We start from the raw sequence: 23,043 nt of genomic DNA, 5'->3' as shown, positions 1-23,043 counted from the left end.
CCTTACTTCTTCTTAGCCTCTTTGGTACGCACGACTTCGTCGGCGTAACGGACACCCTTGCCTTTATAAGGCTCAGGACGACGGTAGGCGCGCAAGTCAGCTGCAACCTGGCCGATCACCTGCTTATCAGCGCCTTTCAGCACGATTTCAGTCTGAGTCGGACACTCTGCAGTGATACCCGCGGGCAGCTGGTGATCAACTGGATGAGAAAAGCCCAGAGACAGGTTAACTACGTTGCCTTTTACGGCAGCACGATAACCAACACCAACCAGCTGCAGCTTCTTAGTGAAGCCTTCGGTAACACCGATAACCATTGCGTTCAGCAGCGCGCGAGAAGTACCCGCCTGCGCCCAGCCGTCAACGAAACCTTCGCGCGGAGCGAAAGTCAGAGCGTTGTCAGCATGCTTAACTTCAACAGCATCATTGATAGTACGAGTCAGCTCGCCGTTTTTACCTTTAATCGAAATTACCTGACCGTTGAGTTTTACCTCTACGCCGGCAGGAATAACGACAGGTGCTTTAGCAACACGAGACATTTTATTCCTCCGATTACGCTACGTAGCAGATAATTTCGCCACCAAGACCAGCCTGGCGCGCTGCACGATCAGTCATGACACCTTTCGATGTAGAAATGACAGCGATACCCATACCAGCCATTACCTTTGGCAGCTCATCTTTTTTCTTATAGATGCGCAGGCCGGGACGGCTTACTCGCTGAATGCTTTCTACAACAGCTTTACCCTGGAAATACTTAAGAGTCAGTTCCAGTTCCAGCTTGATGTCGCCTTCGATTTTAAAATCTTCAATAAAGCCTTCTTCCTTCAGCACGTTGGCAATTGCCAATTTCAGCTTGGAGGAGGGCATGGTGACCGCAACTTTGTTCGCGGCCTGACCGTTACGGATACGGGTCAGCATATCCGCGATCGGATCTTGCATGCTCATCTGTGTTACTCCCGTGATTCAATTGGTGACAATTACCAGCTAGCCTTTTTCAGACCCGGGATTTCACCGCGCATTGCGGCTTCACGGACCTTGATACGGCTCAACCCAAACTTCCGCAGGAAACCGTGCGGACGACCTGTTTGACGGCAGCGGTTACGCTGACGTGAAGGGCTGGAATCACGCGGCAGACTCTGCAGCTTGAGAACGGCATCCCAACGGTCTTCGTCGGAAGCGTTCACATCAGAAATGATCGCTTTCAGTTCAGCGCGTTTTGCGAAGAATTTGTCTGCTAATTTCACACGCTTAACTTCGCGTGCTTTCATAGATTGCTTAGCCATTAAGTAACCCTACCTTACTTACGGAACGGGAAGTCAAAGGCAGCCAGCAGAGCACGGCCTTCATCATCAGATTTCGCAGTAGTGGTAATGGTAATATCCAAACCACGAACGCGATCGACTTTGTCGTAGTCGATTTCTGGGAAGATGATCTGCTCACGTACACCCATGCTGTAGTTGCCACGACCATCGAATGACTTAGCGGACAAGCCACGGAAGTCACGGATACGCGGTACAGCAATGGTGATCAGACGCTCAAAGAACTCCCACATGCGTTCGCCACGCAGAGTTACTTTACAGCCGATCGGATAGCCCTGACGGATTTTGAAGCCTGCAACTGATTTGCGTGCTTTGGTGATCAACGGTTTTTGACCGGAGATTGCTGCCAGGTCAGCTGCTGCGTTATCCAGCAGTTTCTTGTCAGCGATCGCTTCACCAACACCCATGTTCAGGGTGATCTTCTCGACCCGAGGGACTTGCATGACAGAATTGTAGCCGAACTCACTCATGAGTTTCTGGACTACCTCGTCTTTGTAGTAATCATGCAGTTTCGCCATCGTACTACTCCAAATTACTTGATAGTTTCGCTATTAGACTTGAAGAAGCGGACTTTTTTGCCGTCTTCGAATCTAAAGCCTACACGGTCAGCCTTACCGGTTGCCGCATTGAAGAGAGCAACGTTAGAAACCTGAATAGCAGCTTCTTTTTCAACGATGCCACCTGGTTGGTTCAGAGCCGGAACAGGCTTCTGATGTTTCTTAACCAGGTTGATACCTTCAACGATGACCTTGCCAGAAGACAGGACGTTCTTAACTTTACCGCGCTTACCTTTATCTTTACCGGTTAACACGATAACTTCGTCGTTACGACGGATTTTAGCTGCCATTGTTCGCTCCTTAGAGTACTTCTGGTGCCAGAGAGATAATTTTCATGAACTTTTCAGTACGAAGTTCACGAGTTACCGGCCCAAAAATACGCGTACCGATAGGCTGCTCACTGTTATTGTTTAAAATAACGCATGCATTACCATCGAAGCGAATGACAGAACCGTCCGGGCGACGAACACCCTTCCTGGTGCGCACCACTACCGCCTTCAGGACATCACCTTTTTTAACTTTACCACGTGGAATTGCTTCCTTGATGGTAACTTTAATGATGTCGCCGACGCCTGCGTAGCGACGGTGCGAGCCACCCAGAACCTTGATACACATTACGCGACGTGCACCGGAGTTGTCGGCGACGTTCAGCATAGTCTGTTCTTGGATCATTTCAGTGCTCCGCTAATGTCAACTACTACTTCGGGACCTAGACCTCAGGTCGATTGAAAGCCCCATAATTGAGGGCGCGGCATTATAACACCGGTTCTCGCAGATGGGTAGAAAAAATGAACGGCTCTTGCGAGCCGTTCATTCGATTTTTAAAGAGGGCAGATTCTATTACAGAATTGCTTTCTCTACAACGCGAACCAGAGTCCAGGACTTAGTCTTGGACAGTGGACGGCATTCGCGGATTTCTACCACGTCACCGATTCCACATTCGTTGTTCTCGTCATGGATGTGCAGCTTAGTCGTACGCTTAATGAATTTTCCATAGATTGGATGCTTCACGAAACGCTCGATAGCAACAACCGCAGATTTCTGCATTTTGTCACTAACGACACGACCCTGCAGAGTACGGATTTTATCGGTCATTACGAACCCGCCTTCTCAGTCAGTAAAGTCTTAACGCGCGCAACATCACGGCGAACCTGCTTCAGCAGATGAGACTGCTGCAGTTGGCCAGATGCTGCCTGCATGCGCAGGTTAAATTGCTCACGCAGCAGATTAAGCAGCTCAGTGTTCAGCTCTTCAACGCTTTTTTCACGCAGCTCAGTTGCTTTCATTACATCACCGTCTTAGTTACAAAGGTGGTTTTGATAGGCAGTTTTGCTGCTGCCAGCTTGAATGCTTCACGGGCCAGCTCTTCTGGTACGCCGTCCATTTCATACAGGACTTTACCAGGCTGGATCAGGGCAACCCAATACTCGACGTTACCCTTACCTTTACCCATACGCACTTCCAGCGGCTTCTCGGTGATCGGTTTGTCCGGGAATACACGGATCCAGATCTTACCTTGACGCTTAACTGCACGGGTCATAGCACGACGTGCTGCTTCGATCTGACGGGCAGTCAGACGACCACGGCCAACAGCTTTCAGACCGAAAGTCCCGAAGCTAACATCCGTACCCTGCGCCAGACCACGGTTGCGGCCTTTGTGCACTTTACGGAATTTTGTACGCTTTGGTTGTAACATAGCGACTCTCCTTACTTACGGCCTTTACGCTGCTGCTTTTTAGGTTGAGCAGCCGGTTCCGGTTGTTCAACAGCAGCCATACCACCCAGGATCTCGCCTTTGAAGATCCATACCTTAACGCCGATTACACCATAAGTGGTGTGCGCTTCAGAGGTGTTGTAGTCAATGTCAGCACGCAGAGTGTGCAACGGCACGCGACCTTCACGATACCATTCGGTACGTGCGATCTCGGCGCCGCCCAGACGGCCGCTAACTTCAACTTTAATACCCTTCGCGCCCAGACGCATGGCGTTCTGAACCGCACGCTTCATAGCACGACGGAACATCACGCGACGCTCCAGCTGTGAAGTGATGCTGTCAGCAACCAGTTTAGCGTCCAGTTCCGGTTTACGGACTTCGGCGATATTGATCTGTGCAGGTACGCCAGCGATTTTCGCCACGACCGTGCGCAGTTTTTCTACGTCTTCACCTTTCTTACCGATCACGATGCCAGGACGAGCGGTGTGAATGGTCACACGGATGCTCTTAGCCGGACGCTCGATAACGATACGAGATACAGACGCCTTAGCCAGTTCCTTAGTCAGGTACTGACGTACTTTAAAGTCGCTGTCCAGGTTGTCAGCGAATTCTTTGGTGTTCGCAAACCAGGTAGAGTTCCATGGTTTTACAATACCCAGGCGAATACCATTAGGATGTACTTTCTGACCCATTGCTAGTCTCCAGAGTCTCAGCGATCGGACACAACCACAGTAATGTGGCTGGTGCGCTTCAGGATGCGATCTGCACGACCTTTTGCACGCGGCATAATGCGCTTCATGCTTGGGCCTTCGTCGACGAAAATTTTCGCGACTTTCAGATCGTCGATATCAGCGCCATCGTTGTGTTCAGCGTTAGCAATGGCAGATTCCAGAACTTTCTTGACCAGTACAGCCGCTTTCTTGTTGGTGTAGGTCAAAATGTCCAGTGCCTGCGACACTTTCTTACCGCGGATCAGGTCAGCAACAAGGCGAACCTTCTGAGCAGAAGAACGAGCGTGGCGATGTTGAGCTAAAGTTTCCATCTCTTCCTCCTACTTATTTCTTCTTGGCTTTTTTATCAGCCGCGTGACCGCGATAAGTACGTGTCGGCGCGAATTCACCCAGTTTGTGACCAACCATTTCGTCGGAAACAAAGACAGGAACGTGCTGACGACCATTATGGACAGCGATGGTCAAACCGATCATGTTAGGAAAGATCGTTGAACGACGGGACCAAGTGCGCAAAGGCTTCTTGTCACCGCTTTCCACCGCTTTCTCTACCTTCTTCAGCAAGTGCAGGTCAATAAAAGGACCTTTCTTGAGAGAACGTGGCATGGCTTATCCTCTAATATTATTTGCTACGGCGACGTACGATAAACTTATCGGTACGCTTGTTGCTACGGGTCTTCTTACCTTTGGTCTGAACGCCCCACGGGGTTACCGGGTGCTTACCAAAGTTACGACCTTCACCACCACCGTGCGGGTGATCTACTGGGTTCATCGCGGTACCACGAACGGTCGGACGAACACCACGCCAACGGGTTGCACCGGCTTTACCCAGAACGCGCAGCATATGCTCAGCGTTACCGACTTCGCCCAGTGTTGCGCGGCAGTCAGCTTCGACTTTACGCATTTCACCTGAACGCAGACGCAGGGTAACGTAGGAACCTTCACGCGCAACGATCTGCACGTAAGCACCGGCTGAGCGAGCAATCTGACCGCCTTTGCCTGGTTTCATTTCTACGTTGTGAACGGTAGAACCCACCGGGATGTTACGCATCGGCAGTGTGTTACCTGCTTTGATCGCAGCATCAACGCCAGACTGAATCTGGTCGCCGGCTTTCAGGCCTTTAGGGGCCAGGATGTAACGGCGTTCGCCGTCTTTGTACAGAACCAGTGCGATGTTCGCAGAGCGGTTCGGATCGTACTCAAGACGTTCAACGGTTGCCGGGATACCATCTTTGTTGCGTTTGAAATCAACCAGACGGTAAGCCTGCTTATGACCACCACCGATGTGACGGGTAGTGATGCGACCGTTGTTGTTGCGGCCACCGGATTTGCTGTTTTTTTCCAGCAATGGAGCAAACGGCTTGCCCTTGTGCAACTCTGGGTTCACCACTTTAACGACGTGGCGACGACCCGGAGATGTCGGTTTACATTTAACAACTGCCATTGTCTTTCTCCTCCGACTTACTCAGCGCCGCCGACGAAGTCCAGATTCTGGCCTTCCTTCAGGGTGACGTAAGCTTTTTTCCAGTCGCTACGACGACCGATACGCTGTCCGTGACGCTTAACCTTACCTTTAACAACCAGGGTGTTTACGTCTTTAACTTCTACTTCGAACAGCTTCTCAACAGCAGCAACGATCTCTGCTTTAGTCGCGTCTTTAGCTACTTTGAGTACGATGGTGTTGGTTTTTTCCATCGCGCTAGATGCCTTTTCAGATACGTGCGGCGCGCGCAGTACTTTCAGCAGACGTTCTTCACGGATCATGCCAGCATCTCCTCAACTTGCTTAACTGCATCAGCAGTCATAACGACTTTGTCGAAGGCGATCAGGCTAACTGGATCGATACCCGCTGCATCACGCACGTCAACCTTGTACAGGTTACGCGCAGCCAGGAACAGATTCTCATCCAGTTCACCGGTGATGATCAGCACGTCTTCCAGCGCCATGTCTTTCAGCTTCTGCGCCAGCAACTTGGTTTTCGGTGCTTCAACAGAGAACTGCTCGACGACGATCAGACGATCTTGACGTACCAGTTCGGACAGGATGCTTTTCAGCGCGCCGCGGTACATCTTTTTATTAACTTTTTGACTGTGGTCTTGTGGCTTCGCAGCAAAGGTCACGCCACCTGAACGCCAGATCGGGCTCTTTACAGAACCTGAACGCGCACGGCCGGTGCCTTTCTGACGCCAAGGCTTTTTGCCTGAACCGGTTACTTCAGCGCGAGTTTTCTGCGCGCGAGTACCCTGGCGGGCGCCTGATGCGTAAGCAACAACAACCTGGTGAACCAGCGCTTCGTTGAAATCACGACCGAAGGTAGTTTCGGAAACAGTCAGCGCGCTCTGCGCGTCTTTCAATACTAATTCCATTGCTATCCCCTTACGCCTTCACAGCTGGTTTAACGATCAGGTCGCTACCGGTAGCACCGGGAACTGCACCTTTAACCAGCAGCAGGTTGCGCTCAGCGTCAACACGTACTACGTCCAGGCTCTGAACAGTTACGCGCTCATTACCCAGCTGACCTGCCATTTTCTTGCCTTTGAACACTTTGCCCGGAGTCTGGTTCTGACCGATAGAACCCGGAACGCGGTGAGACAAGGAGTTACCGTGGGTAGCGTCCTGGGTACGGAAGTTCCAGCGCTTAACGGTACCTGCGAAACCTTTACCTTTAGAGGTGCCAGTTACGTCTACTTTTTTAACGTCAGCGAAAATTTCAACGCTGATGCTCTGACCTACGGCATACTCATCACCTTCAACGGTGCGGAATTCCCACAGGCCACGGCCAGCTTCTACGCCAGCTTTAGCAAAATGACCAGCTTCAGGTTTGGTCACACGGTTTGCTTTTTTAGCACCGGTGGTAACCTGAATTGCCTGGTAACCATCGTTTTCCAGGCCTTTGACCTGAGTAACGCGGTTCGCTTCAACTTCGATTACGGTTACTGGGATAGAAACGCCATCTTCAGTGAAGATGCGGGTCATACCCACTTTTTTACCGACTAAACCAATCATTGTTTCAACCTCTCAATCGCTCGATGACCTGATTAACCCAGGCTGATCTGCACGTCAACACCGGCAGCCAGGTCCAGACGCATCAGAGCATCAACGGTTTTCTCAGTTGGCTCAACGATGTCTACCAGACGCTTGTGAGTGCGAATTTCGTACTGATCACGCGCGTCTTTGTTAACGTGCGGGGAGATCAGAACGGTAAAGCGCTCTTTGCGGGTTGGCAGCGGGATCGGACCACGGACCTGCGCACCAGTGCGCTTGGCAGTCTCGACGATTTCCGCGGTTGATTGATCGATCAGACGATGATCAAACGCTTTAAGACGGATACGGATTCTTTGGTTCGACATGAGACCAAGGCTCCAAACATTTTATAGACGAAAAAAATTACTACTCGAACCCATTACGATTGATGGGAGAGTGTAATCGTTCAGCATATAACTCCACAGTTGGGAGTATTGTCAGACGGCCCAACATTCTGCCGTCTGCGATTCAGCTCGAATCGCGCCTACCAATATCGGTAGGCCCGCGCATTATACGTATATTTGCTCAGGAAGCAACCCATGTCAGGAATTTGCCGGTGAAAAGTGCAAACTGATGTGCTGGCACAGCCCGCACAAAATGATGAATAAGAGATGTAAAGCCGCAATTTCTCTGTGAGGGGCGCTCCACTCTGCTTATCTTGCCCGCGACGTCAGATGGGCCTTCCGCCAGGCTGGGGCGACATGTCAGTTCATTTGAGGCAATGCGGTGCTTATCATCCTGTTAACTGTTACGGCGCTTGGCGCCGCCTTGGGTAGCACTCTTGCCCTGGCCTGCCAACGTTACTCGCCCACGGCGTCACCGTCCGACTGGTTCCGCGCGCTGTGGACGCCACCTTCGCGATGCATGCTTTGCCGGGCCCCCGTCCTGTGGCGCGATAAAATCCCCTTAATCAGCTGGCTGTGTCTTCAGGGGCGCTGTCGTGCCTGTCGCCAGGCAATCGGCGTGCTGCCCCTGCTGTTTGAGCTGACGGGCGCCCTGCTTTGCCTGATGCTGGTGATCGTGTTTAACGCGTGCCCCCTCACCGCAGCATTTATTCTGGTGGCGTCCTGCCTGCTTCTGTTACTTGCGGTTATCGACCAGCGCCACTTCCTGCTGCCGGATGTGCTGACGGGCGCTTTACTCTGGCTGGGACTGTCGCGCTTCTTTTTCGCTGCGCCGCTCTCCGTCACCTCGGCAGTCGGTGGTGCCGTCGCAGGTTACGGTTCACTCTGGCTACTGGCCTGGCTGTATCGTCAGATAAAGCATCAAGAGGGATTGGGTAACGGCGATATCAAACTCTTTGCCGCACTGGGCATATGGTGTGGTTGGCAGGCTCTGCCGTGGATTGCCTTGATAGCCAGTGTGTCAGCCCTGCTTGCCTTTGTGGTCAGAGCTATCATCCACAAGCGCTTGTATATGAACAGCCCGCTTCCTTTTGGCCCTTTTCTGGCCGCCGCGGGCTGGGGAATGATCGTCCTGCAAAGCCTCATTCGTCTCTGATTTGCGCCTGAAGATAGTTTTGAATGCCCATTTTTTTGATCAGATCGAGTTCGGTCTCGATCCAGTCGATATGGTGCTCTTCGTCCGCAAGGATTTCGATCATCATATCCCGACTGACGTAGTCATGAATTTTGTCGGCATACGCGATCGCTTCGCGCAGATCTTTTGCGCCTTCAAGTTCAAGGTTAAGATCGGACTGCAGCATCTCTTCCACATCCTCTCCGACCCTGAGTCGTCCCAGATCCTGCAGATTTGGAATACCTTCAAGAAACAGAATGCGTTCAATATATTTGTCCGCATGCTTCATTTCATCAATGGATTCGTGGTACTCAACGTCATTAAGACGCATCAGCCCCCAGTTTTTGAACATCCGTGCGTGGAGAAAATACTGATTGATCGCAACCAGTTCATTCCCTAACAGTTTATTGAGATGACTTATGATTTTCGCATCGCCCTTCATTTCACGTCCTCCGCTCATGTTTATTTGAGCGTAGATGCGGTTAAAAAGAAGTCAAAAAAACGCGATGAAAACTGTGGGTATTATCATGTCCCAGGAAAGAAAGCGCTCAGGCGATCTCTTTATACTGCGGAACCTGCTGCATCTCTTCATCCATGATTTCACGGGCGACACGAATGCACTTACCGCATTGCTTACCTACGGGTACGATTTGGCGAAGCTGCTGAATAGATTTCGGCTGGTAGCGGCGCACGACTTCACGGAGGGTCTTATCACTAATGGCATTACACAGACAGACGTACATTTCTTTATCACTCAGTCTATTTCGTGCTCACAGTGTAAATGCGAATCGTTTTTATTTCAAACCTACCCTTTGTAGGGAAAACGTTCAGGTAGCCTGTTTAAGCCCAAAAAAAAGAGAGCACTTAAGTGCCCTCTTCTGTCTTGCTGTGACCGCTTACGCGGCCACATCAGATATCACAATTAAGCGATAACTTTAGCAACAACGCCCGCGCCAACGGTACGGCCACCTTCGCGGATTGCGAAGCGCAGACCTTCGTCCATTGCGATTGGGTGAATCAGGGTAACAACCATTTTGATGTTGTCGCCTGGCATAACCATTTCAACGCCTTCTGGCAGCTCTACTGAACCGGTCACGTCTGTGGTACGGAAGTAGAACTGTGGACGGTAGCCCTTGAAGAACGGAGTATGGCGGCCACCTTCGTCTTTAGACAGAACGTAAACTTCTGACTCGAACTTGGTGTGTGGCTTGATTGAGCCTGGCTTCGCCAGAACCTGACCACGCTGGATGTCTTCACGCTTGATACCGCGCAGCAGAACACCACAGTTTTCGCCTGCCTGACCCTGGTCCAGCAGTTTGCGGAACATTTCAACACCGGTACAGGTTGATTTCGCGGTATCTTTGATACCAACGATTTCAACTTCGTCGCCGACTTTAACGATACCGCGCTCTACACGACCGGTTACAACAGTACCACGGCCAGAGATTGAGAATACGTCTTCGATTGGCAGCAGGAATGGCATATCGATTGCACGTACTGGATCCGGGATGTAGTTATCCAGGTGACCAGCCAGCTCAACGATCTTCTCTTCCCACTCTGGGTTGCCTTCCAGCGCTTTCAGGGCTGAACCGCGAACGATTGGTGTATCGTCGCCCGGGAAGTCGTACTGTGACAGCAGGTCACGAACTTCCATCTCAACCAGTTCCAGCAGCTCTTCGTCATCAACCATGTCACACTTGTTCAGGAACACGATGATGTAAGGAACGCCTACCTGACGACCCAGCAGGATGTGCTCACGGGTCTGCGGCATTGGGCCGTCAGTCGCAGCAACAACCAGGATCGCGCCGTCCATCTGCGCAGCACCGGTGATCATGTTTTTCACATAGTCGGCGTGGCCTGGGCAGTCAACGTGCGCATAGTGGCGAGACGGGGTTTCATACTCAACGTGTGCCGTGTTGATGGTGATACCACGTGCTTTTTCTTCCGGGGTGCTGTCGATCTGATCGAACGCACGTGCCTGGCCGCCGTTGGTTTTAGCCAGAACGGTGGTGATCGCTGCAGTCAGGGTGGTTTTACCGTGGTCAACGTGACCGATGGTGCCCACGTTTACGTGCAGTTTGTTACGTTGAAATTGCTCTTTCGCCATGGCGATATTCCTTACGTTATGCCTTCATCACTCTGGATGAAGGCATCAGTTCAAATTTAAACCGTAGCTTATTTGCTACGAGCTTCAATAACGGCCTGCGCAACGTTGCTCGGTGCGTCGTCATACTTCAGGAACTCCATGGAGTACGAAGCACGACCTTTGGTCAGAGAGCGCAGCTGAGTTGCATATCCGAACATTTCAGACAGCGGAACTTCAGCGTGGATCTGAACGCCAGTAGCGTTAGATTCTTGCCCTTTGAGCATACCACGACGACGGCTAAGGTCACCGATTACGTCACCGGTGTTCTCTTCTGGGGTTTCAACTTCAACCTTCATGATAGGCTCAAGCAGAACAGGCTGCGCTTTCTTAAAGCCATCTTTAAAGGCAATAGACGCGGCCAGTTTAAACGCCAGTTCAGAGGAGTCAACGTCATGGTAAGAACCGAAGTGCAGACGAACACCCAGATCCACAACCGGATAACCTGCCAGTGGGCCTGATTTCAACTGCTCCTGGATACCTTTATCAACGGCCGGGATGAATTCACCAGGAATTACACCACCTTTGATATCGTTGACAAATTCGTAACCTTTCGGGTTAACGCCCGGCTCCAGTGGGTACATGTCGATAACAACATGACCGTACTGACCACGACCACCAGACTGCTTGGCGTGTTTACCTTCGATACCGGTGACTTTAGAGCGAATGGCTTCACGGTAAGCAACCTGTGGTTTACCCACGTTCGCTTCAACGTTGAATTCACGCTTCATACGGTCAACGATGATATCGAGGTGAAGTTCACCCATACCAGCGATGATAGTCTGGTTAGACTCTTCGTCAGTCCATACGCGGAATGACGGGTCTTCTTTCGCCAGACGACCCAGAGCCAGACCCATTTTTTCCTGGTCAGCTTTGGTTTTCGGCTCAACGGCGATAGAAATTACCGGCTCTGGGAATTCCATGCGCTCAAGGATGATGACGTTATCTGGGTCACACAGGGTGTCACCTGTCGTCACGTCCTTCAGGCCGATCGCTGCTGCGATATCGCCCGCACGAACTTCTTTGATTTCTTCACGCTTGTTGGCGTGCATCTGAACGATACGGCCCAGACGCTCACGGTTTGACTTAACCGGGTTGAATACGGTATCACCCGTATTAACCACACCAGAGTAAACGCGGAAGAAGGTCAGGTTACCTACAAACGGGTCGGTAGCGATTTTAAACGCCAGAGCAGCAAACGGCTCTTTGTCATCGGAATGACGCTCAGCCGGTGTGTCTTTACCGTCGTCCAGGATACCGTTGATCGCGGTAACGTCAGTCGGTGCTGGCAGGTATTCAACAACCGCATCCAGCATCGCCTGAACACCTTTGTTCTTAAATGCAGAACCACAGGTCACCAGGATGATTTCGTTTTTCAGAACGCGCTTACGCAGAGAAGTTTTGATCTCTTCTTCTGTCAGCTCTTCACCGCCGAAGAATTTCTCCATCAGCTCGTCAGAACCTTCAGCTGCGGCTTCAACCAGTTTCGCACGCCATTCTTCAGCCAGTTCCTGCATGTTGGCTGGAATGTCTTCGTAAACGAAGGTCACGCCCTGGTCTTCATCGTTCCAGTTGATCGCTTTCATTTTCACCAGGTCAACAACACCGGTGAAGCTGTCTTCTGCGCCGATAGCCAGCTGAAGTGGGACTGGGTTTGCACCCAGACGCGCTTTCATCTGGTCAACAACTTTCAGGAAGTTAGCACCCATGCGGTCCATTTTGTTAACGAACGCGATGCGTGGAACTTTATATTTGTTAGCCTGGCGCCATACGGTTTCAGACTGTGGCTGAACACCACCAACTGCACAGTAAACCATAACTGCGCCATCAAGCACACGCATAGAACGCTCAACTTCGATGGTGAAGTCAACGTGTCCCGGGGTGTCGATGATGTTTACGTGGTGTGGTTCAAACTGCTTAGCCATACCAGACCAGTAGCAGGTGGTCGCAGCTGACGTGATGGTAATACCACGTTCCTGCTCCTGCTCCATCCAGTCCATGGTTGCTGCGCCGTCATGAACTTCACCGATTTTGTGGTTTACACCGGTGTAGAACAGAACACGTTCGGTAGTTGTAGTCTTACCGGCGTCGATGTGCGCACTGATACCAATGTTACGGTAGCGCTCAATGGGTGTTTTACGAGCCATTTGATTCCTCTGATTCTTAGACGTTCTAAGTTAATAAAGCCCAGCAGGTAAGCCACTGGGACGCCCGCTGGGTTAATAACACCTACGCAGCTGTTACCAGCGGTAGTGAGCGAACGCCTTGTTGGCTTCAGCCATACGGTGAACGTCTTCACGTTTCTTCACTGCAGTACCTTTGTTTTCTGCAGCATCAGAAAGTTCGTTCGCCAGGCGTAAAGCCATAGATTTATCACCGCGTTTACGAGCAGCTTCTACGATCCAACGCATTGCCAGGGCATTACGACGAACCGGACGGACTTCAACTGGAACCTGGTAGGTTGAACCACCAACGCGACGTGACTTAACTTCGACAGTCGGACGTACGTTTTCGAGAGCAACCTCGAACGCTTCCAGGCCATCTTTACCAGCACGTTGAGCCAGGGTCTCAAGCGCGGTATAGACGATAGATTCGGCAGTAGATTTTTTACCATCTACCATCAGGATGTTTACAAATTTAGCCAGCAGCTCTGATCCGAACTTAGGATCCGGCAGAATTTTACGCTGACCAATGACGCGACGACGTGGCATGGAAATACTCCGTTGTTAATTCAGGATTGTCCAAAACTCTACGAGTTTAGTTTGACATTTAAGTTAAAACGTTTGGCCTTACTTAACGGAGAACCATTAAGCCTTTGGCTTCTTCACGCCGTACTTGGAGCGTGACTGCTTACGGTCTTTAACACCTGAGCAGTCCAGCGCGCCACGAACGGTGTGGTAACGCACACCTGGCAGGTCTTTAACACGACCGCCACGGATCAGGATCACGGAGTGTTCCTGCAGGTTATGACCTTCACCGCCGATGTAGGAGGTGACTTCAAAACCGTTAGTCAAACGCACACGGCAAACTTTACGCAGTGCTGAGTTTGGTTTTTTAGGAGTGGTGGTGTACACACGAGTACAAACACCACGTTTCTGCGGGCAAGCTTCCAGCGCCGGCACGTTGCTCTTTGCAACTTTGCGGACGCGTGGTTTGCGAACCAGCTGGTTAACTGTTGCCATTAAATAGCTCCTGGGATTTAGCTTTTTGCTTCGTAAACACGTAATAAATCACCTCGTAGAATTACGAGGAGGCAGAATTTTAGGGCTGTGTCAAAAGGGTGTCAAGAAATAACCAGGGGGTTAACGAATTACCAGGCCATTTGTTGTCGATGTTTTACCGTTAACGCAACGAAGAAAGTATAGTCTACTGGCTGCACAATGGGGGAAATTTGCTCACCCAGCCCGCGTGCATTCAGGTCCGCTTCCAACGCCCACACGTTTACCCCACTGGCGCTCAGTTTTTCCAACGCCTTACTGCCCTGCATCGCAGCCAGCACGCCGTCCTGCAGCAATAACAGGTCGTCGTCCGGGCTGAGGAGCAAAGACAGCGAATCGATATCACTGTAGGCCGGAGAATGAAATAAAGTATGCAGCATTACACGCTCTTAAAAAGTCACAATACGGTCATAGCTCGCGAGTTTTTGACGCAGCAACGGCGCATCTAAAATCTCAGCATCCAACATGCGCGGCGCACGTTCCGCTAAACCGCGATCCCGTAACGCGTCCCGACACAGGTAACATTGCTCAATATCGTACAGCGCCAGCACACCAAAGGTCGCGGCATAATGACGGGCGTGAATGCTTTCTGGATGTTGCCCGCTGCAGAGCTGGAGCACGCCATCGCCGATAAAAAACAGGCCAATATCGTCGCTTAACGCGCCGGTGGCCAGCGCAGCATCCAGTCCTTCACGCCCCGCGCTGCTACCATGCGGCGCACGGGTAAAAACAAATGCAACACGATTCATTAAAACTGCACCATACGTTCGCAACGCAGCAGAGCTTCCGCCAGCGCGCCTAACCCCGCCAGCGTAAAGCCGGGTTGAAGATTAGCGCCGGGCAGCGCCAGCCGTGACGCTTCCTGCTGGTCGGTCACACCGCGACGTAACGCCGCCGCAACGCAGATATTCAGCGCGACGCCCTGAGTCTGACTGAGTGTCTGCCATGCCCTTACCAGATCAAACTCATCACTGGCCGGTGCCGTCAGCTGATTCGCATTCAGCACCCCTTCGCGGTAAAAGAACACGCTTTCCAGTTGATGGCCGGCTGCCAGCAACGCGTTGGCAAACAGCAAGGCGCTGGTCGCCTGCTGCGTGCCATAAGCCGGTCCCGTCACTAACAGCGCATAGCGCATTAGCGATCCTGCCCCTGAAAGTCGCCATTTTTAAACTGACGGATGTACAGATACACGGTGTGTTTAGAAATATTTAAGCGGTCCGCCACCTGATTAATCGCGTCCTTGATGTCAAAAATACCTTTCTCATACAGGTTCAATACGATTTGACGATTCTTGGCATTATTAGAGACGTTGCGATCGGCGCTCACCTCTTCAATAGTAAATTCCAGCGTTTGCATCACCAGGTCGTCTACCGAACTGGCGAAGTTGACGTTAGAGTCAACCTGATGCATCTCAGGGGGAAGAAATGTCGACATAATCTGCGAAAACGGAACATCAAGGTTCATATTGATACACAGCAGCCCAATCACCCGCTGCTGTCGGTTACGAATCGCGATGGTCACTGACTTCATCAGCACACCGCTTTTCGCGCGGGTAAAGTAGGCACGGGAAACATTGCTGTCTGCACCCTGCATATCGTGCAGCATGCGCAGTGCTAAATCCGTAATGGGCGATCCCACTTTACGCCCTGTGTGCTCGCCGTTAGCAATGCGCACGGCCGAACAGTTCAAATCCTCCAGTGAGTGAAGGACGATTTCGCAATGCGAGCCAATCAACATGGCAAGGCCATCTACGACGGCCTCATACGACTTTAGAATATCGTAATCAGTTTGCTCGAACGGATGCTGCTCCAGAAGATCGAAGTCGCTCAGTTCACCGGGATTGAATGGATTAGACATTGAAGACATCACCCTACATGGCTGGAGCCTGTCTCAGCGGCTTACGGGCAGACTCAATATTGGGATAGTTATGCAGGCGATAGTCTGGCAAATGTCGCGGGCTTATGCCAGAGGTTTGTCATAAACAGAAACCGCCACCCGAAGGTGGCGGTAGACAGATTACTGAGATTTCTTCGCGTCAGCAGCAGGGGCCTGCGTTTTTTCATCCGCTTTCGGAGCAGGTTTGATATCAAGCAGTTCAACATCAAACACCAGGGTGGAGTTAGCCGGAATACCCGGAACGCCGTTTTTACCGTAAGCAAGGTTCGGTGGAATGACCAGCTTAATCTTACCGCCTTTCTTAACGTGCTTCAGGCCTTCGGTCCAGCCCGGGATCACGCCATCAAGACGGAATGACAGAGGCTCACCGCGCGTGTAAGAGTTGTCGAACTCAGTACCGTCAATCAGCGTACCTTTATAGTTGACGACCACGGTATCGCTGTCTTTCGGCGCATCACCGGTGCCTTCTTTCTCTACTTTGTAAAGCAGACCGCTGTCAGTTTTCTTCACGCCGCTCTCTTTGGCAAACTTAGCGCTGTAAGCTTCCCCTTTCTCAGCGTTTTCTTTCGCGTCTTTTTCCATCTTGGCTGAAGCCGCGCCTTTCACACGCACTTCAAACGCCTGCAGTGTTTGCTCGATTTCTTCGTCAGACAGTTTGCTCTTGCCACCGAATGCATCCTGAACACCGGCAATCAGCTGCTGTTTGTCCAGTTTGATGCCCAGCTTCTCTTGTTCTTTCAGAGAGTTGTCCATGTAACGACCCAGCGATGCACCTAATGCATATGCAGATTGCTGATCTTCGTTTTTGAAGGCAGCGTTTTTTGGAGCCTGGGGAGCAGTCTGAGGTGCATCAGCAGCAGCCGGTGCCGCTGCAGTTTCTGCGGCCATTGCCAGCGGAGCATTTAGCGCAACGGCCATGGTGGTAGCTAACAATGTGACTTTGAACAGTGATTTCATCCTTTCTCCAAAACCGAAGCCTGACACCTCGGGAATCATTGCGGACTGCGGGCCCACACTATAACTTTACGTGGCAGTGGCGAACACTCCCACAGCGTAATTATCCTGGTCTACTTCCGACCTTTTTTGCATCAGGAAGTTTCACCAGAGATGATGCCATCTGGGCCATTTTCAAGCTAAACACTAAATTAAAGATAAAAAATAGGGCAATTCTGCAACGTCAGCCATTAGAATTGCGCGCTGAGTAGCACCTTAACAGGAGAACAGGTCATGCAACAGTCAGAGTGGGAACAACGTATTGAAACGCTTGAAAGTAAACTGGCTTTTCAGGAGATGACCATCGATCAACTGAACAATACCGTGGTCCAGCATGAACTTGAAATGAGTAAGATGCGCGAACATATGCGCCTGCTGCTTGAGAAGTTCAAAGCCAGCGCGCCATCGATGATTGCCGATCCTTCTGAAGAAACGCCACCGCCTCATTACTGATCCAGGCGGTTATCGACGCGCGCACCGCGACAGGCAGAAAAAAGTAAGGCCACCCGGAGGTGGCCTTGACATGCAGATTTGAACTTAGTGGCTGCAACCGCAACCACCGGTACCGCAACCACCCTGACCGTGGTCATGGCCGTGATCGTGGTCGTGGTCATGATCGTGATGATGACCATCGGCACCGTGAACGTGGCCATGGGCCAGCTCTTCCGGTGTGGCTTCACGAATCGCAACCACCTCAACATTGAAGTTCAGGTTCTGACCTGCCAGCATGTGGTTACCGTCAACCACAACATGCTCGTCTTCAACTTCGGTGATTTCAACCGGTACTGGGCCCTGATCGGTTTCTGCCAGGAAACGCATACCAACCTGTAATTCATCAACGCCCATAAAAACGTCTTTTGGTACGCGCTGTACCAGGTTGTCATCGTACTGACCGTAAGCGTCGTTTGCAGGAATGTGCACCTCAAACTTATCGCCCGCTACGTGGTTTTCCAGCGCGTTTTCCAGACCAGAAATCAGGGAACCATGACCGTGCAGATAGTCTAACGGTGCACTCACCGGTGACTCGTCAACCAACACACCGTCTTCTGTACGTACCTGATAGGCCAGGCTTACCACCAGGTCTTTTGCTACTTTCATGATATCTCCTAACCGTTGAGAACAAAGATCCCGTCTCATTGGTCTATTCTTGCGTGCAATAACACCAACCAGAAAGGTTCGGGGCTGAGTACAAGAGGTTATCTTTTTCTCTTGCGACCACAGCGTTAATGGCGTCAATTGTAACGGAATTCAATCCCGCTGTGTGGTTAAGCTTAAAAAAAGCTGGGCCATTTCGCTACTCGGGATGGAAAATTCCGATCACCTGCTCATTGCTGCGAACCTGATCGCGTGCCTGTTTATCCGCTTCGCGCATTTGATGGCCGCACTTCACACACTCAACCACATCGACATTGTTTTCACGCCACATGGCCAGCGTGTCTTTTTCCTGGCAGTGCGGACAAACCGCACCGGCAATAAAACGTTTACGCATGATGCTCTACCTGCCTTCTCTGATTACTGATCGTCGTCCCAGTCATGGATCTGACGCCGTTCATGCTGCATTTCACGCTGGAAGATATCTTCAAGTTCCCGACGGGCTTCACGCGCACGAGAAATCTGTGCATTGTCGGAATGGGCGGGCATCAGTTCCCGTAACATGCGCATATCCAGCCGACGGAAATGCTGCTGTGCGCGGTGCGCCTGATGCGGATGCATACCCAACGACATCAATGTTTTACGCCCCAGTTCCAGCGCACTGGAAAAGGTTTCACGCGAGAACTGCGTAACGCCCGCCTGAAGTAGCTCGTGGGCTTCTACGCGGCCGCGAGCACGCGCCATGATGTGCAGATGCGGAAAATGCTGCTGGCAGAGATGGACAATCGTCATGGCATCTTCCGGATTACTGCAGGTAATCACAATGGATTGCGCACTGGCCGCCCCGGCTGCACGCAGTAGCTCCAGCTCGGTGGCATCGCCATAATAAACCTTGTAGCCATATTTACGCATCAGGCTCACCGCGCTGATATCGCGCTCCAGTACCGTGATACGTTTATTGTTCGCCATCAGCAAGCGGCCAACGACCTGACCAAAACGACCAAAGCCCACCACAATAACCTGCGGCTGATCGTCTTCAACGAACGGCTTTTCAGCATCTTCGTCGATTTCATTGAAACGACGTGCTAACAGACGGTCAATGCCTTGCATCAACAGTGGCGTCGTCATCATGGACAGCGTCACGGTTACCAGCAGAAGCGGAAGTTGATCGCCCGAAAACAGTTTGGCGGATGACGCGGCTGAAAACAGGACGAAGGCAAACTCACCGCCCTGACTCAGTACACCGGCAAACTGCTGGCGCTCCGAGCTGCGCAGACCATAAATACGTGCCAGTACGTATAAAACCAGGATTTTTACCGCTACCAGCGCCAGTACGCCCAGCAAAATCGCGATAATATGGGTATAGAGCACGCCAAGATTCAGCGCCATGCCGACTGAGATAAAAAACAGCCCCAGCAGCAAACCTTTAAACGGCTCAATCGCCACTTCCAGCTCATGCCGGTATTCACTTTCCGCCAGCAGAATGCCGGCGATAAATGTCCCCAGCGCCATGGACAATCCCAGCGCATCCATAAACAGCGCCGATCCTAATACCAGCAGCAGTGAAGCAGCGGTAAACACCTCGCGTACGCCCGATGCCGCGATATAACGAAAAATGGGGCGCAGCAAATAACGGCCACCCACTAACATGCCAGCGAAGGCCAGCACCTTCATGCCCACTTTCATCCAGTCGATACTGCCGCTGTCATTGCCTGCCAGCAGCGGAATCAATGCCAGAGCTGGAATGACGGCCAGATCCTGGAACAGCAGTACTGAAAAGCCTAACTGCCCGGCTTCACTGCGATTCATTCCCTTGTCGCGCATCAGCTGGAGCGCCATCGCCGTGGATGACATTGCCAAACCAATGCCGCCAATAACCGCCGCTCGCCAGTCAAATTTGGTCAGCCACAGCAATACGCCGAGAATGGCCGCTGAAAAAATCACCTGCGCCGCACCGATACCAAAAATAGAACGGCGCAGCGCCCAAAGCTTTGCCGGATTAAGCTCCAGCCCGATGATAAACATCAGAAACACGACGCCCAGCTCAGAAAAGTGCAGAATCTCATCGACGTCGCTAATAAACCCTAGTCCCCATGGCCCGATAGCAATACCGGCCAGCAAGTACCCTAAAACCGCGCCAATACCGAGACGCGCCGCTACCGGTACGATCAGCACCGCCGCAACGAGATAGATTACCCCCGCGGTCAGTAGCGTTTGTCCTTCCATTTATAACCCTCCATTTGGCAGCGGTGCTGCCAGCCAGTCGCTGTAAGCGCGGGCATAGTTTTTCAGTAAATCGGGATCCTGACGGCGAGCCCAGTAAATAATCATCGGCGGCATCCAGTGCATGCGGCACATCTGCGCCGTCAGCTCGAAGGGACGTAAAATGTCATTCATGGCGTAGCGATTTAGCCCCTGGCGCTGAAAGGCGGACTCTGGCTCACCGGTGGTCACAATACTGCGCCAGTATTTGCCTTCGAGCGCATTACCATCCACGCCGTTGGCAAAGCCGCGCGACAGCACGCGATCCAGCCACTCTTTTAACAGCGCCGGGCAGCTGTAGGTGTAAAGCGGATGTTGAAAAATAATCACATCATGCTCACGCAGCAGCTGTTGCTCGTGGTAGACATCAATAAAAAAATCCGGGTAGGCAGCATAGAGATCGTGAACGGTGACATGTTCTGTTTTCTCTGCCGCCTCCAGCAAAATGCGATTTGCCTTTGAATCCTGTGCTTCAGGATGAGCAAAAAGCAGCAAAATCTTAGGTGGCTGCGACATCCTTTCCCTCCAAAGCGTCGTCATTGGTGCAGATTTCCGCTACCATGCACAACGCAACAAAAACCCAATTATGTTGCAGGTAAATTAACATATTCTGACGATACGGCGCTTATGATTGTCTTCTCTGCCCTACAAATTCGCCGCGGTATTCGCGTTCTGCTCGATAACGCGACCGCCACCATCAATCCCGGCCAAAAAGTCGGACTGGTGGGTAAAAACGGCTGTGGAAAATCCACGCTGCTGTCGTTGCTGAAAGGCGAGATCAGCAGCGATGCTGGCTCATTCACCTTTCCTGGCAACTGGTCACTGGCCTGGGTAAATCAGGAAACCCCTGCCCTGAGCCAGGCCGCCCTTGACTATGTGATCGATGGCGATCGTGAATACCGCCAGCTTGAGGCAGAACTGGCAGAGGCGAACATCAGAAATGACGGAAATGCCATTGCTTTGGTACACGGAAAGCTCGATACCATTCAGGCCTGGACCATCCAGTCACGCGCCTCGAGCCTGCTGCATGGACTGGGATTTAGTCAGGAGCAGCTTCAGCGCCCGGTAAGCGACTTTTCGGGCGGCTGGCGCATGCGGCTAAACCTGGCTCAGGCGTTACTGTGCCGCTCAGATTTGTTGCTGCTGGATGAACCGACCAACCACCTCGATCTGGATGCGGTTATCTGGCTGGAGCGCTGGCTGAAAAGCTATGAAGGTACGCTGATCCTGATCTCGCACGATCGCGATTTTCTCGATCCCGTGGTGGATAAAATTATCCACATCGAGCAGCAGACGATGATGGAGTACACCGGGAACTACAGCTCCTTCGAACGCCAGCGCGGCGCCAAACTGGCCCAGCAGCAGGCGTTATATCAGAGCCAGCAGGAAAAAGTGGCGCATCTGCAGAAATATATTGATCGCTTCCGTGCTCAGGCAACCAAGGCGAAGCAGGCCCAAAGCCGCATCAAGATGCTGGAGCGCATGGAGCTGATTGCGCCAGCGCACGTGGATAACCCCTTCAGCTTCAGCTTTCGTGCACCGGAGAGCCTGCCGAATCCGCTGCTGAAAATGGAAAAAGTCACCGCAGGCTATGGCGATCGCATCATTCTTGATGCCATTAAGCTTAACCTGGTGCCCGGCTCACGTATTGGCCTGCTGGGGCGCAACGGCGCCGGTAAATCGACCCTGATTAAGCTGCTGGCCGGTGAGCTCAGTGCCAAAGAGGGTGAGATTGGGCTGGCAAAAGGCATCAAGCTGGGTTACTTCGCCCAGCATCAGCTGGAGTTCCTGCGCGCCGACGAGTCCCCTTTACAGCACCTGTCCCGTATCGCGCCAAAAGTGCTGGAGCAGCAGTTACGTGACTATCTCGGCGGTTTTGGTTTTCAGGGTGATAAAGTCACAGAGATAACAGCGCGTTTCTCCGGTGGAGAAAAGGCGCGCCTGGTGCTGGCGCTGATTGTCTGGCAGCGCCCTAACCTGCTGCTGCTGGATGAGCCAACCAACCATCTGGATCTGGATATGCGCCAGGCACTCACCGAAGCGCTTATCGATTTCGAAGGCGCGTTAGTGGTGGTTTCGCACGATCGTCATCTGTTACGTGCCACCACGGACGATCTCTATCTGGTTCACGATGGCAGCGTAGATGTGTTTCCCGGCGATCTGGAAGACTATCAGCAGTGGCTGAGCGACCTGCAAAAACAGCAGTCTCAGCAGGATGCGGCACCCAGGCAGGATTCCGGCAACAGCGCTCAGGCGCGCAAGGACCAGAAGCGCCGTGAAGCGGAGCTGCGCACGCAGACCCAGCCGCTGCGTAAAGAAATTGAGAAGCTGGAAAAGCAGATGGCAAAATGGCAAAGCCAGCTCGCCGACGCCGAAGCCCTGCTCTCAGACAGCGCCCTCTATGAGCAAAGCCGTAAGGCCGATCTCAGCGCCGCGCTACAAAAACAGGCCGAGAGTAAATCGGCCCTGGAAGAGGTGGAGATGGCCTGGCTGGATGCACAGGAAAAACTGGAAGCCATGCTCACCGCCTGATAAAGGCGGTGATGTTTCTTGCTCTTGCCTTACTCCTCCGCACCGGCTCC

35 protein-coding genes are annotated in these 23,043 nt (G+C 52.1%); 3 read left to right on the top strand and 32 right to left on the bottom strand.

Annotated features, from left to right (window positions below; genetic code table 11):
• Window positions 1–2 precede the first annotated feature (2 nt).
• From rplF to rpsJ, 17 genes are all read right to left on the bottom strand, one after another.
• Window positions 3–536, bottom strand: a complete 534-nt coding sequence (gene rplF / locus PAGR_RS02195; protein WP_013027464.1) for a 50S ribosomal protein L6 — start codon at window positions 534–536, stop codon at window positions 3–5.
• 13 nt (window positions 537–549) lie between these two features.
• Window positions 550–942, bottom strand: a complete 393-nt coding sequence (gene rpsH / locus PAGR_RS02190; protein ID WP_013027465.1) for a 30S ribosomal protein S8 — start codon at window positions 940–942, stop codon at window positions 550–552.
• Between the two features lie 32 nt (window positions 943–974).
• Window positions 975–1,280 carry a 30S ribosomal protein S14 gene (gene rpsN, locus PAGR_RS02185; RefSeq protein ID WP_006120592.1) on the bottom strand — a complete coding sequence of 102 codons (306 nt, stop codon included), beginning with the start codon at window positions 1,278–1,280 and terminating at the stop codon, window positions 975–977.
• 14 nt (window positions 1,281–1,294) lie between these two features.
• Complete coding sequence (gene rplE, locus PAGR_RS02180) at window positions 1,295–1,834, bottom strand: 50S ribosomal protein L5 (RefSeq protein ID WP_006120591.1); 540 nt, start codon at window positions 1,832–1,834, stop codon at window positions 1,295–1,297.
• A gap of 14 nt (window positions 1,835–1,848) precedes the next feature.
• A complete protein-coding gene (gene rplX / locus PAGR_RS02175) occupies window positions 1,849–2,163 on the bottom strand; it encodes a 50S ribosomal protein L24 (protein ID WP_003850150.1) in 315 nt (104 codons plus the stop codon).
• A 10-nt stretch (window positions 2,164–2,173) separates the two neighbouring features.
• Complete coding sequence (gene rplN / locus PAGR_RS02170) at window positions 2,174–2,545, bottom strand: 50S ribosomal protein L14 (RefSeq protein WP_006120590.1); 372 nt, start codon at window positions 2,543–2,545, stop codon at window positions 2,174–2,176.
• A 168-nt stretch (window positions 2,546–2,713) separates the two neighbouring features.
• The gene (rpsQ, locus tag PAGR_RS02165) at window positions 2,714–2,968 is read right to left on the bottom strand and encodes a 30S ribosomal protein S17 (protein WP_006120589.1); all 255 of its coding nucleotides are present in this window, start codon (window positions 2,966–2,968) and stop codon (window positions 2,714–2,716) included.
• Window positions 2,968–3,159, bottom strand: a complete 192-nt coding sequence (gene rpmC, locus PAGR_RS02160) for a 50S ribosomal protein L29 (protein WP_006120588.1) — start codon at window positions 3,157–3,159, stop codon at window positions 2,968–2,970. Before rpmC ends, rpsQ begins: the two co-directional genes overlap by 1 nt.
• Complete coding sequence (rplP, locus tag PAGR_RS02155; RefSeq protein WP_002438716.1) at window positions 3,159–3,569, bottom strand: 50S ribosomal protein L16; 411 nt, start codon at window positions 3,567–3,569, stop codon at window positions 3,159–3,161. The genes rpmC and rplP overlap by 1 nt, the downstream gene beginning before the upstream one ends.
• Before the next feature lie 11 nt (window positions 3,570–3,580).
• A complete protein-coding gene (rpsC, locus tag PAGR_RS02150; RefSeq protein ID WP_006120587.1) occupies window positions 3,581–4,279 on the bottom strand; it encodes a 30S ribosomal protein S3 in 699 nt (232 codons plus the stop codon).
• A gap of 17 nt (window positions 4,280–4,296) precedes the next feature.
• Window positions 4,297–4,629 (bottom strand): 50S ribosomal protein L22, encoded by a 333-nt coding sequence (rplV, locus tag PAGR_RS02145; RefSeq protein ID WP_002919773.1) that lies wholly within the window; start codon window positions 4,627–4,629, stop codon window positions 4,297–4,299.
• Window positions 4,630–4,642: 13 nt separating this feature from the next.
• Window positions 4,643–4,921: a 30S ribosomal protein S19 gene (gene rpsS / locus PAGR_RS02140; protein ID WP_001138115.1), complete on the bottom strand. Its 279-nt coding sequence runs from the start codon at window positions 4,919–4,921 to the stop codon at window positions 4,643–4,645.
• A 16-nt stretch (window positions 4,922–4,937) separates the two neighbouring features.
• The gene (gene rplB / locus PAGR_RS02135) at window positions 4,938–5,759 is read right to left on the bottom strand and encodes a 50S ribosomal protein L2 (protein WP_006120586.1); all 822 of its coding nucleotides are present in this window, start codon (window positions 5,757–5,759) and stop codon (window positions 4,938–4,940) included.
• Between the two features lie 17 nt (window positions 5,760–5,776).
• Complete coding sequence (rplW, locus tag PAGR_RS02130) at window positions 5,777–6,079, bottom strand: 50S ribosomal protein L23 (protein ID WP_006120585.1); 303 nt, start codon at window positions 6,077–6,079, stop codon at window positions 5,777–5,779.
• Entirely contained in the window at window positions 6,076–6,681 is a 606-nt protein-coding gene (gene rplD, locus PAGR_RS02125; protein ID WP_006120584.1) for a 50S ribosomal protein L4, read from the bottom strand. Before rplD ends, rplW begins: the two co-directional genes overlap by 4 nt.
• A gap of 10 nt (window positions 6,682–6,691) precedes the next feature.
• A complete protein-coding gene (gene rplC / locus PAGR_RS02120) occupies window positions 6,692–7,321 on the bottom strand; it encodes a 50S ribosomal protein L3 (protein ID WP_013027467.1) in 630 nt (209 codons plus the stop codon).
• A gap of 32 nt (window positions 7,322–7,353) precedes the next feature.
• The gene (gene rpsJ, locus PAGR_RS02115; protein ID WP_006120582.1) at window positions 7,354–7,665 is read right to left on the bottom strand and encodes a 30S ribosomal protein S10; all 312 of its coding nucleotides are present in this window, start codon (window positions 7,663–7,665) and stop codon (window positions 7,354–7,356) included.
• A 400-nt stretch (window positions 7,666–8,065) separates the two neighbouring features.
• Between rpsJ and PAGR_RS02110 the strand changes: the two genes are divergently transcribed.
• Complete coding sequence (locus tag PAGR_RS02110) at window positions 8,066–8,839, top strand: prepilin peptidase (RefSeq protein ID WP_014604872.1); 774 nt, start codon at window positions 8,066–8,068, stop codon at window positions 8,837–8,839.
• Here the strand turns inward: PAGR_RS02110 and bfr are convergent.
• From bfr to fkpA, 11 genes are all read right to left on the bottom strand, one after another.
• Window positions 8,826–9,299: a bacterioferritin gene (gene bfr, locus PAGR_RS02105; RefSeq protein ID WP_014604871.1), complete on the bottom strand. Its 474-nt coding sequence runs from the start codon at window positions 9,297–9,299 to the stop codon at window positions 8,826–8,828. The two genes, PAGR_RS02110 and bfr, sit on opposite strands and share 14 nt — an antisense overlap.
• A gap of 106 nt (window positions 9,300–9,405) precedes the next feature.
• Window positions 9,406–9,600, bottom strand: coding sequence for a bacterioferritin-associated ferredoxin (bfd, locus tag PAGR_RS22900; protein WP_013027470.1), 195 nt, complete (start codon window positions 9,598–9,600; stop codon window positions 9,406–9,408).
• A gap of 179 nt (window positions 9,601–9,779) precedes the next feature.
• Complete coding sequence (gene tuf / locus PAGR_RS02095; protein WP_013027471.1) at window positions 9,780–10,964, bottom strand: elongation factor Tu; 1,185 nt, start codon at window positions 10,962–10,964, stop codon at window positions 9,780–9,782.
• Window positions 10,965–11,032: 68 nt separating this feature from the next.
• Entirely contained in the window at window positions 11,033–13,147 is a 2,115-nt protein-coding gene (gene fusA, locus PAGR_RS02090) for an elongation factor G (RefSeq protein WP_013027472.1), read from the bottom strand.
• A gap of 93 nt (window positions 13,148–13,240) precedes the next feature.
• A complete protein-coding gene (rpsG, locus tag PAGR_RS02085; protein WP_006120576.1) occupies window positions 13,241–13,711 on the bottom strand; it encodes a 30S ribosomal protein S7 in 471 nt (156 codons plus the stop codon).
• A 96-nt stretch (window positions 13,712–13,807) separates the two neighbouring features.
• On the bottom strand, window positions 13,808–14,182 hold the full coding sequence (rpsL, locus tag PAGR_RS02080) for a 30S ribosomal protein S12 (RefSeq protein WP_006120575.1): 375 nt from the start codon (window positions 14,180–14,182) through the stop codon (window positions 13,808–13,810).
• A gap of 128 nt (window positions 14,183–14,310) precedes the next feature.
• Window positions 14,311–14,598, bottom strand: coding sequence for a sulfurtransferase complex subunit TusB (gene tusB / locus PAGR_RS02075; protein WP_013027473.1), 288 nt, complete (start codon window positions 14,596–14,598; stop codon window positions 14,311–14,313).
• Between the two features lie 9 nt (window positions 14,599–14,607).
• On the bottom strand, window positions 14,608–14,967 hold the full coding sequence (tusC, locus tag PAGR_RS02070; protein ID WP_014604870.1) for a sulfurtransferase complex subunit TusC: 360 nt from the start codon (window positions 14,965–14,967) through the stop codon (window positions 14,608–14,610).
• Window positions 14,967–15,353, bottom strand: coding sequence for a sulfurtransferase complex subunit TusD (gene tusD, locus PAGR_RS02065; protein ID WP_013027475.1), 387 nt, complete (start codon window positions 15,351–15,353; stop codon window positions 14,967–14,969). Before tusD ends, tusC begins: the two co-directional genes overlap by 1 nt.
• Window positions 15,353–16,075, bottom strand: a complete 723-nt coding sequence (locus tag PAGR_RS02060) for a helix-turn-helix transcriptional regulator (RefSeq protein ID WP_014604869.1) — start codon at window positions 16,073–16,075, stop codon at window positions 15,353–15,355. The genes tusD and PAGR_RS02060 overlap by 1 nt, the downstream gene beginning before the upstream one ends.
• 159 nt (window positions 16,076–16,234) lie before the next feature.
• The gene (fkpA, locus tag PAGR_RS02055; RefSeq protein WP_024471368.1) at window positions 16,235–17,071 is read right to left on the bottom strand and encodes an FKBP-type peptidyl-prolyl cis-trans isomerase; all 837 of its coding nucleotides are present in this window, start codon (window positions 17,069–17,071) and stop codon (window positions 16,235–16,237) included.
• A 270-nt stretch (window positions 17,072–17,341) separates the two neighbouring features.
• Between fkpA and PAGR_RS02050 the strand changes: the two genes are divergently transcribed.
• Window positions 17,342–17,560, top strand: a complete 219-nt coding sequence (locus PAGR_RS02050) for a protein SlyX (protein WP_013027478.1) — start codon at window positions 17,342–17,344, stop codon at window positions 17,558–17,560.
• Between the two features lie 84 nt (window positions 17,561–17,644).
• On the opposite strand, the gene slyD is transcribed toward PAGR_RS02050, so the two are convergent.
• From slyD to kefG, 4 genes are all read right to left on the bottom strand, one after another.
• Window positions 17,645–18,205: a peptidylprolyl isomerase gene (slyD, locus tag PAGR_RS02045; RefSeq protein ID WP_014604868.1), complete on the bottom strand. Its 561-nt coding sequence runs from the start codon at window positions 18,203–18,205 to the stop codon at window positions 17,645–17,647.
• Between the two features lie 196 nt (window positions 18,206–18,401).
• Window positions 18,402–18,596: a YheV family putative zinc ribbon protein gene (locus PAGR_RS02040; RefSeq protein ID WP_006120567.1), complete on the bottom strand. Its 195-nt coding sequence runs from the start codon at window positions 18,594–18,596 to the stop codon at window positions 18,402–18,404.
• Window positions 18,597–18,619: 23 nt separating this feature from the next.
• The gene (kefB, locus tag PAGR_RS02035) at window positions 18,620–20,425 is read right to left on the bottom strand and encodes a glutathione-regulated potassium-efflux system protein KefB (protein ID WP_013027480.1); all 1,806 of its coding nucleotides are present in this window, start codon (window positions 20,423–20,425) and stop codon (window positions 18,620–18,622) included.
• The gene (gene kefG, locus PAGR_RS02030; protein WP_013027481.1) at window positions 20,426–20,977 is read right to left on the bottom strand and encodes a glutathione-regulated potassium-efflux system ancillary protein KefG; all 552 of its coding nucleotides are present in this window, start codon (window positions 20,975–20,977) and stop codon (window positions 20,426–20,428) included.
• Window positions 20,978–21,088: 111 nt separating this feature from the next.
• Here kefG and PAGR_RS02025 point away from each other — a divergent pair, with 111 nt between their 5' ends.
• Entirely contained in the window at window positions 21,089–22,993 is a 1,905-nt protein-coding gene (locus PAGR_RS02025; RefSeq protein ID WP_014604867.1) for an ABC transporter ATP-binding protein, read from the top strand.
• Window positions 22,994–23,043 lie beyond the last annotated feature (50 nt).

Origin of the sequence: Pantoea ananatis PA13 (assembly GCF_000233595.1) — a bacterium.
GTDB lineage: Bacteria > Pseudomonadota > Gammaproteobacteria > Enterobacterales > Enterobacteriaceae > Pantoea > Pantoea ananatis.
Note: the sequence above shows the minus strand (reverse complement) of the source record. Positions and strands in the feature narration are given on the sequence as shown.